Source organism: Vibrio nitrifigilis (assembly GCF_015686695.1).
Classification (GTDB): Bacteria; Pseudomonadota; Gammaproteobacteria; order Enterobacterales; family Vibrionaceae; genus Vibrio; species Vibrio nitrifigilis.
Genome location: NZ_JADPMR010000004.1, coordinates 973,448 through 987,205, shown reverse-complemented (window position 1 = coordinate 987,205; position 13,758 = coordinate 973,448). Strand labels below are relative to the sequence as shown.

At 43.0% G+C, this 13,758-nt stretch carries 11 protein-coding genes; 4 read left to right on the top strand and 7 right to left on the bottom strand.

What is annotated here, in order from left to right:
* Positions 1-70: 70 nt before the first annotated feature.
* The 5 genes from eutC to elbB all read right to left on the bottom strand — a co-directional run bounded on the left by eutC (position 71) and on the right by elbB (position 6,846).
* Entirely contained in the window at positions 71-919 is an 849-nt protein-coding gene (gene eutC, locus I1A42_RS20770) for an ethanolamine ammonia-lyase subunit EutC (RefSeq protein WP_196124790.1), read from the bottom strand.
* Positions 919-2,322, bottom strand: a complete 1,404-nt coding sequence (locus tag I1A42_RS20765; RefSeq protein WP_196124788.1) for an ethanolamine ammonia-lyase subunit EutB — start codon at positions 2,320-2,322, stop codon at positions 919-921. The genes eutC and I1A42_RS20765 overlap by 1 nt, the downstream gene beginning before the upstream one ends.
* 430 nt (positions 2,323-2,752) lie before the next feature.
* Positions 2,753-4,501 (bottom strand): formate--tetrahydrofolate ligase, encoded by a 1,749-nt coding sequence (locus I1A42_RS20760; protein ID WP_196124785.1) that lies wholly within the window; start codon positions 4,499-4,501, stop codon positions 2,753-2,755.
* 199 nt (positions 4,502-4,700) lie between these two features.
* On the bottom strand, positions 4,701-5,849 hold the full coding sequence (gene yiaY / locus I1A42_RS20755) for an L-threonine dehydrogenase (RefSeq protein WP_161157728.1): 1,149 nt from the start codon (positions 5,847-5,849) through the stop codon (positions 4,701-4,703).
* 346 nt (positions 5,850-6,195) lie between these two features.
* Positions 6,196-6,846 (bottom strand): isoprenoid biosynthesis glyoxalase ElbB, encoded by a 651-nt coding sequence (elbB, locus tag I1A42_RS20750; protein WP_161157727.1) that lies wholly within the window; start codon positions 6,844-6,846, stop codon positions 6,196-6,198.
* 415 nt (positions 6,847-7,261) lie between these two features.
* On the opposite strand from elbB, the gene I1A42_RS20745 reads away from it, so the two are divergent.
* On the top strand, positions 7,262-8,221 hold the full coding sequence (locus I1A42_RS20745) for a transposase (RefSeq protein ID WP_161157726.1): 960 nt from the start codon (positions 7,262-7,264) through the stop codon (positions 8,219-8,221).
* Here I1A42_RS20745 and I1A42_RS20740 read toward each other — a convergent pair.
* Positions 8,218-9,135, bottom strand: coding sequence for a LysR family transcriptional regulator (locus I1A42_RS20740; protein ID WP_196124783.1), 918 nt, complete (start codon positions 9,133-9,135; stop codon positions 8,218-8,220). The genes I1A42_RS20745 and I1A42_RS20740 overlap by 4 nt on opposite strands.
* A gap of 212 nt (positions 9,136-9,347) precedes the next feature.
* On the opposite strand from I1A42_RS20740, the gene yjjG reads away from it, so the two are divergent.
* Together yjjG and I1A42_RS20730 are read left to right on the top strand one after the other, a co-directional pair.
* On the top strand, positions 9,348-10,022 hold the full coding sequence (gene yjjG / locus I1A42_RS20735; RefSeq protein WP_196124782.1) for a pyrimidine 5'-nucleotidase: 675 nt from the start codon (positions 9,348-9,350) through the stop codon (positions 10,020-10,022).
* 42 nt (positions 10,023-10,064) lie between these two features.
* Positions 10,065-10,766 carry a UTRA domain-containing protein gene (locus tag I1A42_RS20730; protein ID WP_161157723.1) on the top strand — a complete coding sequence of 234 codons (702 nt, stop codon included), beginning with the start codon at positions 10,065-10,067 and terminating at the stop codon, positions 10,764-10,766.
* A gap of 53 nt (positions 10,767-10,819) precedes the next feature.
* Here I1A42_RS20730 and I1A42_RS20725 read toward each other — a convergent pair whose 3' ends face one another.
* Positions 10,820-11,608: a siderophore-interacting protein gene (locus I1A42_RS20725; RefSeq protein WP_196124780.1), complete on the bottom strand. Its 789-nt coding sequence runs from the start codon at positions 11,606-11,608 to the stop codon at positions 10,820-10,822.
* A gap of 326 nt (positions 11,609-11,934) precedes the next feature.
* On the opposite strand from I1A42_RS20725, the gene I1A42_RS20720 reads away from it, so the two are divergent.
* Positions 11,935-13,752 carry an extracellular solute-binding protein gene (locus I1A42_RS20720; RefSeq protein WP_196124778.1) on the top strand — a complete coding sequence of 606 codons (1,818 nt, stop codon included), beginning with the start codon at positions 11,935-11,937 and terminating at the stop codon, positions 13,750-13,752.
* Positions 13,753-13,758 lie beyond the last annotated feature (6 nt).

Sequence of the window (13,758 nt, the reverse complement as noted above, 5' to 3'; positions counted from 1 at the left end):
GGCTTAGCATTAAATAGTAGACAAGAAAAAAGCGCCAACCGCAAGGAAGGCGCTTTTTGTTTCTGTCGTTTCAATTTTTGGACGGAGAAACGAGAGAAAACTGTTGTCCAGAATGATGCTCTAATGTGTTGTCATCGGAACGGTCTTTCAACGTAATTCCTGTCACATGTCGACGGCGAGATTCTGACAATAGGTAGCAGCATTTATGTGCTGCGGCTTCATAGCATAGCCCCTCTGGGCGTACATTCGAAATACAGTTACGCAGTGATTCTTCAATGCCTCGGTGTGCATTCCACGTCAAATACAGGCCCAAACTGTCTGGAGAACTGAGTCCTGGGCGTTCTCCAACTAAAATAAGCACTTCATTGGCATTAATGGCTTCACACACATCATCACCTAAGGCAACACGGCCTTGCTGAGCGATAACCAGTGGGGCAATATTCCATGGTTGCTCGGAACTTGTTTGTAATTGCTCAATCAGTGCAGATAAAAATGGCGCCGCATGGTTTGCAATCGCATAAGAGGAGAGTCCATCTGCAATGACGATAGCTAAATCATACGGACTTGGGTGATGGTCACTATGTGTTTTCAGCAACGCGATACCATCGGCATTCAATTTACGTCCGAGATCTGGACGTTGCAGATAGGTTACCCTGTCACTTGCTTCACTGTGTACATGAAATGCCGGTAAATAAGCGCGTAAGTTTTCTTTCTCTGCCAAACTTTCGACTAACTGCTCCTCATCAAGAGGAACATGCACAGCATCAATGGCTTGAGCATGGGAGAGTTGGAAACGCAATAATTCATCGGTTGGAATACTTGTACCAACTCGGCCAATTCCAATGCGAGCCTGAGTAAACTGACGCAATTTATCCCATGGGTCTTGATGAACCAATTCTAATTCAGCGGGCTTGTTCATTAGATTGCCTCCTGAATCAAACGCAATGGCTGTTTAAAGGCATCGGGTAAACGATCACTTAATTGCGTTAAGCCATCTTGGCTAAAGATGCCCATTTGTCGTAACCAAGCCTCAAATTCTGGGGCAGGTTTGAGTCCCAGTACTTGTCTGGCATATAAAGCATCGTGGAACGAGGTTGTTTGGTAGTTCAGCATAATGTCGTCTGAACCAGGGATGCCCATAATAAAGTTACATTCAGCAACGCCTAGCAGAGTAAGCAGATTATCCATATCATTTTGGTCGGCATAAGCATGATTGGTGTAACAAATATCACAGCCCATAGGCAGACCAAGTAACTTACCACAGAAGTGATCTTCAAGACCGGCACGAATGATCTGTTTGCCATCAAACAAGTATTCTGGACCAATAAATCCTACGACAGTATTTACCAATAGAGGATTGAATTTGCGAGCCAATGCATAGGCACGAGCTTCACAGGTCTGTTGATCAACATCGAGGTTGGCATTGGAAGAAAGAGCACTGCCTTGGCCAGTTTCAAAATACATGAAATTGTTACCGACGGTTCCGCGTTGCAAACTATTTGCGGCATCGTAGGCTTGCTGCAGTACATCGATGTTCACGCCAAACCCTTGGTTTGTCCCTTCGGTGCCTCCGATGGATTGGAACACCAAATCAACGGGAGCCCCTTTCTCAATGCATTCAATCGTGTTGGTGACGTGAGTTAACACACAAGACTGGGTTGGAATAGAGTAGTGTTGAATCACTTCATCCATTAAATGCATCAATTTGATAGCTTGGCTGACACTATCGGTCGCGGGATTAATACCAATGACGGCATCGCCATTACCGTACATTAACCCATCGAAGATAGATGCCGCGATTCCGCTCATATCATCAGTAGGGTGATTCGGTTGTAGACGAGTGGACATATGGCCCGGTAAACCAATGGTGTTACGAAATGCACTGGTGACTTGGCATTTTTTAGCGACTAAGATCAGATCTTGGTTGCGCATAATTTTACTGACAGCCGCCGCCATTTCTGGGGTAATCCCTGGACACACGCGTTTTAGCTCGACGTGAGTAGTGGATTCTTGCAGTAACCAGTTGCGAAAATCCCCCACGGTAAGATGTGCTATTTCAGCAAAAGCCGTGCTGTCGTGCTCATCAATAATAAGCCGTGTGATTTCGTCTTTTTCATAGGGAATAACAACATCATTAAGAAATGTTTTTAGCGGTAAATCGGCTAATACCATTTGTGCCACTACTCGCTCTTCTGCAGATGTCGCGCACACTCCTGCCAACTGGTCACCTGAACGTAATGGTGACGCTTTGGCCATTACTTCTTTCAAAGAAGCAAAGTGGAACGTTTTACTGCCTAATTGGTAGCGGTAATCCGAACTCATAAATCCCTCTCAAATTCGGTGTTGTTATCATTGAATTGCGTGAACATGTTCGATTAGAATGATCACCAAACATTGCTCACTGCTGAAGCTTAAGAAATACACCTTTACTTTCTGCGCTTCTATTAACCTAGACTATCGTTGTTAGTAACGTGTTCTGATGTAATAAACATGCAAAAATCATCCCCACAATGAGACATGAGAAATATTAAATTTAGTCATTACAAATCATAAGGTTAAATAGATTGGCTTGTTACTATCGAAATGTTGATTCACTCTGTAGAGCGGACTGCGTCAAATTAGGGAGTGCAGTGCACAATCGTGGGGCGCTAAAGGATGGTGGTAGGGAGGAATGTAGCACAAATTTTTGGTGAGATTTGCGCTACATTATTTACGTTCAGTAATAGTAATAGTAACAGAAGTATTGGATTGATTAACTTAATCCAATGATATGTCCATCGCTGTCGATATCGATGTTCATAAATGCGGGTTTGTCAGGTAACCCCGGCATGGTCATCACGTTGCCGCACAGTGCGTAAACAAATCCTGCGCCTGCACACAGTTTTAGTTCACGGATTGGTACGTCAAAGTTGGCTGGTGCGCCTTTTTTGGTTGAATCTGTCGATATTGAAAGCGGCGTTTTCGCTAAACAGACCGAAAGTTTGTCAAAGCCCAATTGGTTTAACTGCGTGAGCTGCTGTTGAGCTTTGTCGCTTAAGCTTACTGATTTTGCGCCGTACCCTTTTATTGCGACAGCATGAAGTTTGTCTTCCAGTGAATCTTGAGTTTGATATAACGGAGTGAACGTGCTGTTTTTCTGGCACTGTTTGATGACCGCACGTGCGAGTTGAAGCGCGCCTTCACCGCCTTTCGCAAATGCTTCGCTGATGGCAACTTCGACATCTTGTGGTAGATTTTCTATCATCAATTTTAGTTGCTGGAGCTCTTCATCGCTGTCTTGCGGAAAACGGTTGATAGCTACAACCACTGGAACGCCATACTGACTCACGTTATTAATATGCCACTGTAAGTTGGCAAATCCAGCAGACAGTCCTGCTTGATTCGGCTCAAATAATTCCGCAGGCATAGCTTGGCCTGGACGGAGGTCGTACAAGCCCGAGTTGGCTTTTAGACCGCGCAATGTTGCTACGATGACGGCGCAATCCGGAGAATTATTAGCTGCTTTGGCTTTGATGTTACAGGCCTTTTCAAATCCCATATCTGAACCAAAACCACCTTCCGTAATTGTGAAATCAGCTAAGTGAGTTGCAATCTCATCAGCAATAATTGATGAATTTCCATGGGCAATATTGGCAAAGGGGCCCGCATGTACCAACGTCGGAACACCCTCTAATGTTTGCATTAAGGTCGGTTCAATGGCTTCTTTCATGCTGACGGTCATGGCACCTGCCACTTGTAAATCTTCGGTAGTGATCGGTAGTCCATCCACATTATAAGCCACAACAATCTGGCCGATACGTTGACGTAGGTCTTGCAAATCGTTAGCTAGAGCGAGAATGGCCATGAGCTCTGAAGCCGCTGAAATGTCGAATCCGTCTTCACGTTCGTAGCCATTAATGGTTTTGCCTTCTTCATTACGACCAATGGTGACCATGCGCAGTGCTCGATCGTTATGGTCAATCACACGTTTCCAGGTGATTTGCTTAGGATCGATACGTAGGGCGGTTAAACCTGTACGAGTTTCAAAATCCTCATAGCCAAGGCGTTGCTCGTGATAAATACGAGCATCAATGGCAGCTGCCGCTAAGTTGTGCGCAGCGGTAACAGCATGAATATCGCCAGTTAAATGGAGGTTAAGTTCTTCCATTGGCGCAACTTGAGAATAACCGCCGCCTGCAGCACCGCCTTTCACACCAAAAATAGGTCCCATAGAAGGTTGGCGAATACAGGCAAATACCGACTGGTTCAACTTAGCAATACCTTGAGCAAGCCCAATAGTGGTTACCGTTTTGCCTTCACCAAGTGGGGTCGGTGTCATAGCTGTAACCAACACAAATTTACCTTTGCGGTGTGCTTTGATTCGATTTAAGCAAGAGAGTGACACTTTGGCTTTATAACGGCCTTGGCTCTGAAATTCGTTGCTTTCTAAACCAGCAGAGTGTGCTATTTCATCAATAGGAGATAATGGTGTTGTGCGGCAAATGTCGATATCTGACAGCATAAAACCTCTTGGAAAGAGAAAAGGAAAACGTTTGCGTCGGATGATAACCGTTATTTTTCAGTTGTAAAGTAAATCCCTAAAAATCAAATGGACTTATTTTTAATTGACATAATAACGTCGTAATGACTGTTCTGGAACTATTAAAAAAGGTGCTCATAGAGCACCTTTTTAACGATAAAATCTTAACTTTTAGCAGTGTTTAGAATGCTGATTTAAAGATTTCACATACTTCTTCGTGAGTACCTTGACGTGGGTTAGTCACAGCACAAGCGTCTTTAAGCGCGTTAGTTGCTAGAGTAGGTACGTCTTCTTCTTTAGCACCTAGCTCAGTTAGACCTGCTGGGATGCCGATTTCTTTAGACAATTCAACAATAGCGTTGATCGCTGCATCTGCACCTTGTTCTGCGCTCAAACCTTCAACGTCAACACCCATTGCTTTAGCAACGTCACGTAGACGGTCTGCAGAAACACTTGCGTTGTAACGTTGTACGTGTGGAAGTAGAACTGCGTTACATACACCGTGAGGAAGGTTGTAGAAACCACCTAGTTGGTGAGCCATTGCGTGTACATAGCCTAGAGAAGCGTTGTTGAATGCCATACCCGCCATAAACTGTGCGTATGCCATTGCTTCACGTGCTTCTAGGTTTTGACCGTGTGCTACTGCTTCACGTAGGTTTGCTTGAATCATTTCGATTGCTTTGATAGCAACAGCATCAGTGATAGGTGTTGCCGCAGTTGAAACGTAAGCTTCGATTGCGTGAGTCAATGCGTCCATACCAGTTGCTGCAGTTAGAGACGCAGGTTTAGCAAGCATTAGTTTAGGGTCGTTAACAGAAATCAGTGGAGTTGTATGTTTGTCCACGATTGCCATTTTAATGTGACGAACTTCATCAGTGATGATGCAGAAACGAGTCATTTCAGACGCAGTACCTGCAGTAGTGTTGATAGAAATCAGAGGAAGCATTTCTTTTGGAGAACGGTCAACACCTTCGTAATCTGCGATTTCGCCGCCGTTAGAGGCTAAAAGAGCGATACCTTTAGCACAGTCGTGTGGAGAACCACCGCCTAGAGAGATAACGAAATCACATTGGTTTTCTTTAAGAATTGCAAGACCTTCGTTTACGTTAGTCACTGTTGGGTTTGGATGAGTACCATCGTAAACAACAGTTTGAACGTCACGTTCAGTTAGAAGATCAGACACTTCTTTTACAACGCCGATTTTGTTAAGAATCGCGTCACTTACGATTAACCCTTTTTTGAAACCTTTAGATTTAATTGCATCAGCAGCGTCTACAAGACAGCCTGCGCCCATTAAGTTTACAGTAGGAATAAAAAATGCACTCGCCATGAGTCAACTCCAATAAATAATCATGTTCAAAATATCTGGCTATAGATTTGCACAGAATGTTGTTGAGGGTGTTTGATCTAGAGCAAGAATGCTTGAAGCACGTTAAAATTGCTTCTTGTTCATGATGCGGATCACACAATAACCCCTATGATATGTATTGTTTTATGAATTCTACTGGTTAAATAACGGACAATTATTGTTTTTTGATTAAATTGTTAAGAAATAAAGTGCTAATGTTGTAATGTTAAATTTCACAATTGTTGCAAGTTAGACACAAAATTTAACAGTAAACCCCGTGTTTACGGGGTTTAGAAGAGAATTATTCTTATTTCCAATCGCTAAAATATTAAGCTAATGAGATCAATTTGTTGATCAATTTGTCGATGCCGGACGCTGCTTGGGATACATTTTCGGCCAACATATAAGCGGGTGTAGATAGAACATGGTGTTCTTGATCGTAGACAAAATCATCAACAGGGCAGTTTACGTGTTGACCGCCTAGTTGATTAAATGCTGCAGCAGTATCTGCATCGTTACCAATTGTGCCTTCAACGCCATTTTCGTAAATCATGGGAATAATGTGTGGGGCAATACACAGGTAACCAGCGGGTTTGCCTGCTTTTGCAAAGGCACGGCACGCGCCAGCAACATGAGTGTTGATGCTACACTCGGCACCTTTAACTGCAAAATCGGTAACATTCTTTGCCACGCCAAAACCACCTGGAATGACGAGCGCATCATAATCAGCTGCTTTCAATGTCGCCACGTCTTTGATGTTGCCACGGCAGATTCGCGCTGACTCGACCAACACATTACGCTTTTCTGGCATTTCTTCGCCTGTCGCGTGGTTTATCACATGCATTTGCTCTACATCTGGGGCGAAACATTGCCAAGTCGCATTATTACGCTCTATCGCAAGAAGGGTTAGTACTGATTCTTGGATCTCTGCGCCATCGAATACACCGCAACCACTGAGAATTACTGCGACTTTTTTCATGGGTTCACTCCTTTTTGTTTGTTAGTAAGCACTCAACGTTATAAGAACGCTGAGTCTGTTGGTAAACGTTATACGGCAACGCTTTAAAAAATCAGGCATTTTATACAGTCAGACTAGGTAGGAAAAGGGGTAGAGGTTGAATCTTTTCCATAGTCAGTTAATACATACATCTACCTAACAACATAGCACCGCACCAAAAATTAGAAAATCCTCAAATGGGACACACACCATTTCTAAATTGGACACACATTAATCTCGTGTGCTTTTAAAGGCATTTTGTTATCGGACACACACGTTTTAAAAGTGCTAAAAAAGTTGGGTTAGCTGTGAAATTACTCGTAAGTTTTGTCGTATAAGTTTGGACTATAACCCCATTGTCATCATGATTTAATTATTGAAAAGATGAGGAATTGGAATGGCAACGGCGCGTTCAAAGTTACTCTGCCCAGAGGTGACACCTTACTACCATTGTGTATCTCGATGTGTCAGGCGCTCTTACCTTTGTGGGTATGATCAATTGTCAGGAAAATCTTATGAACATCGTAGAGCATGGGTGGAACAGAAAATGTTGTCGCTGGCTGCAGTATATTGCATTGATATTTGCTCCTATTCGGTTATGAGTAATCACTACCATCTTGTGGTTCATGTAAACAAAGAGTCTGCCGCTAAACTAAGTGATCGTGAGGTGATTGATAGATGGTGTTCTTTACATAAAATGCCATTACAAATTTATCGATTTATAGAAGATAACAATACGAATCAATCTGAACGAAAACAGTGCCTCAAAATCATTAAGACGTGGCGTGAGCGCCTATATTCACTAAGTTGGTTTATGAAAGAGCTCAATCATCATATTGCTGTGCAGGCAAATAAGGAAGACGACTGTACGGGGCGCTTTTGGGAAGGACGTTTCAAGTCTCAAGCTCTACTCGATGAAAAAGCGCTCATTAGCGCAATGGCATATGTTGACCTTAACCCCATTCGCGCCAATATTGCCACTAAACCTGAAAACTCACGTTATACCTCTGTTTATATGAGATTAAAACAATTAGCAAAAAATAATAAGACGCCACCTAACTTAGCTGCTTTTATCGGGAATAAACCCAAATCGGTAGGAGGAATTCCATTTCTATTAAGGGATTACCTTGAGCTGGTGGATTGGGTTGGTAAGCAGTTAAAAGTGAGTGGAAAAGGGTTTATCGATAATGCAGAGCCACCCATTTTGCAACGACTGGCTCTGGAGCCGAGCGAATGCTTGTCTCTCGCAACTCAGTTAGAAGATAAAGTAAGAAATTGGATCGGAACTAAAGCACGAATAAATGACGCCAAATTGCAATTAAATAGAAAGCGTTTAGCTGCGTTCGAGATTAGCTAAAATACACCATTATCCCAATATGGAGAGGGAGTACCGTATTGTTTAGCAATAAAATCAACAAATAATCTGACTTTTTGTGGTAAGTGCTTACGCTGCGGATAAACGGCATAAACCGCGTGTTTAGGTAGATCGTAGTGGTTCATGATCGATACCAGTTTCTCCGCTTGAATATCTTTGCCAACGATAAAAGTGGGAAGTTGGCCAATACCGAGGCCGGATAGCAGTGTACGCCGGATCGCTTCACTATTATTGACCGTCATATTCCCTTTCGGTAATACTTTAAACTCTTGTTGCTCACGCAGAAAAGTCCAGTCGTTACCACCTCTAAAATACGTGTATTTTATGCAGTTGTGTGCCATTAAATCAGAAGGTTGTTCTGGAACTTTATGATTTTTCAGATATTCGGGTGATGCGCACAGTACGCTGTGGCAATCTGTTAATCTTTTAGCAATCAAATTTGAATCGGCTAAATGACCGATCCGGATAGCTAAATCGTATCCTTCAGCAACCATGTCTACCATGCGATCTTCTAGTTGCAGATCCAATTCAATATGCGGATATTGTGCTAAAAACTCGGTGATGAATGGCGCTACGTGACGTACACCAAACGACATCGGGGCTGTAATCCTCAGTTTACCTTTGGGCTCTCCCTGTAGTTCAGCGACGGCATCAACGCCTTGCTGAGCAAAGTTAAGCGCTTTTGAAACATGTTCATAATATCGTTCGCCAGCTTCTGTCAAACTAATATGGCGGGTCGTTCTTTGAATTAACCTTATGCCTAACTCATCTTCTAAGTGATTGATACGTTTACTTACTGCGGATTTGGTTAGATTTAGTTTTTCGGCCGCACGCGAGAAACTTCCACATTCAACAACGGCGACAAATATGGGGATAGATGGAAAGTTGTTGAACATGAATACCTCTATATGGATGTGAAATTTATCTAACTTTAACCGTGTGTGTCCCGCATACTGGTATGTGTGTCCAGTTAGTTAGGAAAGATAAAGTCTTGCTGTGTGTCCCAGTAAAATTGTTGATGTTTTGGAAACAAAAAGTTTCTTAACCAATGGGTTAAGTGTTTGTGGGAAACAGTATAAACTAGCAGGGAAACATTGAGGAGAGAAACATGCAGTACGATTGGATACTTTTTGACGCAGACGAGACACTCTTTCATTTTGATGGTCGTCGTGGATTAACATTGATGCTTGAACGGAAAGGGATGGACTTAACGGACGAGGCTTATCAAGCTTATCAAAAAGTGAATCAACCGCTTTGGGTATCGTACCAAAATGGCGATATTACCGCGGCGCAATTAAAGCGTACGCGTTTTGTTGAATGGGCAACACAGCTTGATACGACACCTGAGGAGCTAAACTGCTCTTATATGACGGCGATGGCCGATATTTGCAGTTTATTGCCTGGTGCGCAAAGCTTACTTGACGCGCTGCATGGTAAAGTGAAGTTAGGCATTATCACCAACGGTTTCTCTGATTTACAATCGATTCGTTTAGAACGAACTGGCCTCATTCCTCATTTTGAACATGTGATTATTTCTGAAGAGGTGGGTGTAGCAAAGCCTGATGCTCGTATTTTTGCTCATGCGTTAGATAAAATGGGTAATCCTGAAAAGCAGCGAGTGCTGATGGTAGGGGATAACCCTCATTCAGATATTTTAGGTGGATTAAACATTGGCGTTGAAACCTGTTGGCTCAATGTGAATGGTGAGCCTGCCCCTGAAGGCATCAATGCTCATTTTGAAGTACGTTCTCTTGATGAGTTACAAGCAATGTTGCTTGCATAGCATCGTATAGGCTTACATGATTTTCTTAACGAGAGGCGCAAGGTGCAGTACGTAAAAATCAAACAAGCGATTTTGGATCAGATTGAAGCGGGCACCTTATCGCCTCAGCAAAAATTGCCGTCGGAACGTAAATTAGCGGAGTCGTTTAATACAACCCGCGTTACCCTGCGTGAGGCCCTTTCTTTGCTGGAGTCTGAAGGTGCGATCTATCGCGAAGATCGTCGTGGGTGGTTTATTGCTGCTCCACCATTATCGTACGATCCTAATCAACTCGTATCGTTTCGAGAGCTTACCGCTCAACAAAATCGTGTTGGCTATACCATGGTGATATCCAATCAAAGTCAGATGGCGAATAAAGCGGCTAATCGCTTGTTAGGGTTGGCTCCATTCAGTGATATGCAGCGAATAGAACGAGTCCGACATCTAGATAAACGACCTGTTGCCTACGTGACTTCTTATTTGATTGCTGATGTGTCAACTCATCTGGAGAACATCGACGTTCAGCATTCTCTCACTGATGTCTTGCATCAAGAATTCGGCGTTGATTGGCAGAAAATTGAATACCGGATTTTGGTGGGCTCTTTGCAAGGAGATATTGCGGTGGCACTCTATGCAACCGAAGGTACACCCGCATTAGTGATAGAAAAAGTTTTGTACGATACTCACGGGAGCAAAGTAAGAGCGGATGTTGAGTATTGGCGTCATGATGTTGTTGTTTTACAAGGTCAATCTACATTCTCTTAATCGTTTAAAGACAAGAAAAATGTTGAGAATGACACTTTTCTTGTCTATCAATCTTAATGTTGAGCGTTAAGATCGTCTCTTTTGATCACTTTGTGGCCATCTTCTGTTACACCATCTTTCCAATAGCTACTGATATAGATATAGTCTCGCTCAATCTCGTGTTCATTGCGAAAGTACTGGCGCAATGAACGCATCGAATCAAATTCACATGCACACCATACGGCACATTGCCCGTCGAGCCATGGCTGAGATTTCACCACATCAACTAATGTGTGCTCAGGATGTTGAATGTTCCAAATCACATTCATCCCTTCTGGGGTGGTAAGATCTTGCTTATCTGTACTATCGATGATGTCGATGACAGCATAACCTTTAGCGTCTTCAGGTAAGCTATTTAGTGTATTGGCTAACGCGGGTAGGGCTGTCATATCAGCCGCAAGAAAATACCAATCGGCCTCTAAGTTTATACCCTGTTTTTTACCCGGGCCCATAATATACATAGTGTCACCCACTTTACATTCTGTTGCCCAACGAGCAGCAAAACCGCAACTGAGATCGGAGGTGGTATGACGAACTAAATCAACATCAATACTGTTCGTTTCTGTATCAAAGTGACGAATAGTGTAAGTGCGTATAACAGGTTTCGCATCTTCGGCTAACGTATCAACATCCGTTTTCCCCTCGAGAGTAAACAGTAACTTAATATAATCACCAGCACTTTCCGCACCAAAATGAGCGATGCTGTCACCTTGCAAGGTGACGCGTTGGTAGTTGTTTGAAAGGCTTTCAGTGGCAGTAACAGTTAAGCGGTACTTGGGGCGTTTATTAGGTTTTGCTTGCATAATCACCTGACTTTATGTGTATTTTTATTGTGTGTCCGACTAAATAATGGATAACAGTACCCCACCAATCGTGTGAGTACAACGCCATTACTAGCGTGGGTATTTGGGTTGGCTGAATCTATACAGTAACGTTTCATTACAACTATAACAACGCGAATTGTTGTTATTTGCGTTTGTTTACCCAACAATGGTAGTACGTCGAAATTATTGATTAATTTACGAAATCTTCCTCCATATATGTAAATAGTTACCTATGATAAAGTAGCAGGACACGTATTATAAAAGCTTAAGGCTTAAGCGAATTTATCGATGTTAAGGATAGCCCAATGCGCACAATAAGGTCGTTATTACTTGGCCTATTCATGATGGTATTCAGTGGGGTTTCACTTGCGAAAGTCATTGAAACAACCCATCTAGTTGGGTTTGGTGAAGCAAAATATGCAGCAAATTTTAGTCATTTTGATTATGTGAATCCCAAAGCGCCCAAATACGGGAAGGTTACTTTTGGTGAACTTGGCAGTTTCGATAATTTTAATGCGTTTGCTTCACGGGGTGTCGCCGCAGCGGATAGCAGTGAACTCTATGACCCGCTGCTGAAAAAAGCAGACGATGAAATCGACTCCTATTACCCTTTGATTGCGCAGAAGCTACGCTATTCCGATGATTACCTCTGGATGGAGGTAGAGATTAACCCCCATGCGCGTTTTCAAGATGGTACGCCCATTACGGCGCAAGATGTTGCATTTACATTTGATAAGTTAATGAAGCAGGGAGTGCCGCAGTTTCGGGTTTACTATAAGGATATTAAATCAGTAAGGGCAATCGCCAAGTTAACAGTGCGTATTGAGATGGATAAACCTGAACGGGATAAATTGTTCTCTTTAGTGGAATCATTACAAGTTTTGCCAGAGCACTATTGGCGAGATAAAGATTTAAGTCAGCCTTTGTTAACCCCTCCGGTTGGGAGCGGTGCCTATCGTGTGTCCAGCTATAAAATGGGGCAACGTGTCACTTATAGCCTTAACGATAATTACTGGGCGAAAGATTTGCCCGTTAACGTTGGCAGGAATAATTTTAAACAGATTCAGTATGATTATTATCGCGATGATACCGTGATGCTTGAAGCCTTTAAAACCGGAGACTTTGATTTTCGCCAAGAAAGTCAGGCTCGTGTTTGGGCGAATTCCTACACGGGGATTAATTTCGATAAGGGCTACATTGTCAAAGAACAAATCCCTCATACCTCACCGGCGCCCACTCAAGGCTTTGTATTCAATACTCAGCGAACGATTTTTCATGATAGGCGAGTGCGTGAAGCGCTCAATTACGCGATGGACTTTCAATGGATGAATCATCGCCTGTTTTACGATCAATACACTCGAACACGCAGTTATTTTCAAAGCACCGATTATGAGGCAAAAGGTTTACCATCTCAGGCTGAATTAGCCATTTTAAAGCCTTTTAAACACCAAGTGCCCAAACGGGTATTTACAGAAGAATATCAACCTCCTGTAACCGATGGTTCTGGATACATTCGGCCGCAAATGCGCAAAGCGTTTGCCTTACTAAAGCAGGCGGGTTGGATTGTTAAACGGGGTTGGTTGGTGAATGCACAAACAGGGCAGCCATTTGAATTTTCTCTCATGTTATCGAGCCCTAGTTTGGAAAAGGTAGCCATTCAACTACAGCGTAACCTGAAAAAGTTAGGGATTAAGATTCATATTCGTATGGTCGATAGTACGCAATATATGAAGCGTTTGCGTGATCGTGATTTTGATATGGTGGTCTCGAGTTACGCACCGAATCCTTATCCAAGCGCCGATTTGTTATTTGTTTGGAATTCTCACTACATCGATTCAACATACAATACCGCAGGTGTTAGTGACCCAGTGGTGGATAATCTGACGGAACAAATTGCGCGTAACCAAGCTCACCCACAAAAATTATTGGCATTGGGGCGGGCACTCGATCGCGTTCTGCAATGGAATTTTTACATTATTCCACACTGGTATTTAGCTCAATACCGAGTAGCAATGTGGGATAAGTTTGAACGTCCCGCTATTACGCCTAAATATTCGCTTGCTTTAGATACTTGGTGGGTGAGTAAGCAAAAAGCGCAGCGTTTGCCGGCGAAAAGGCGTTAAGGAAAA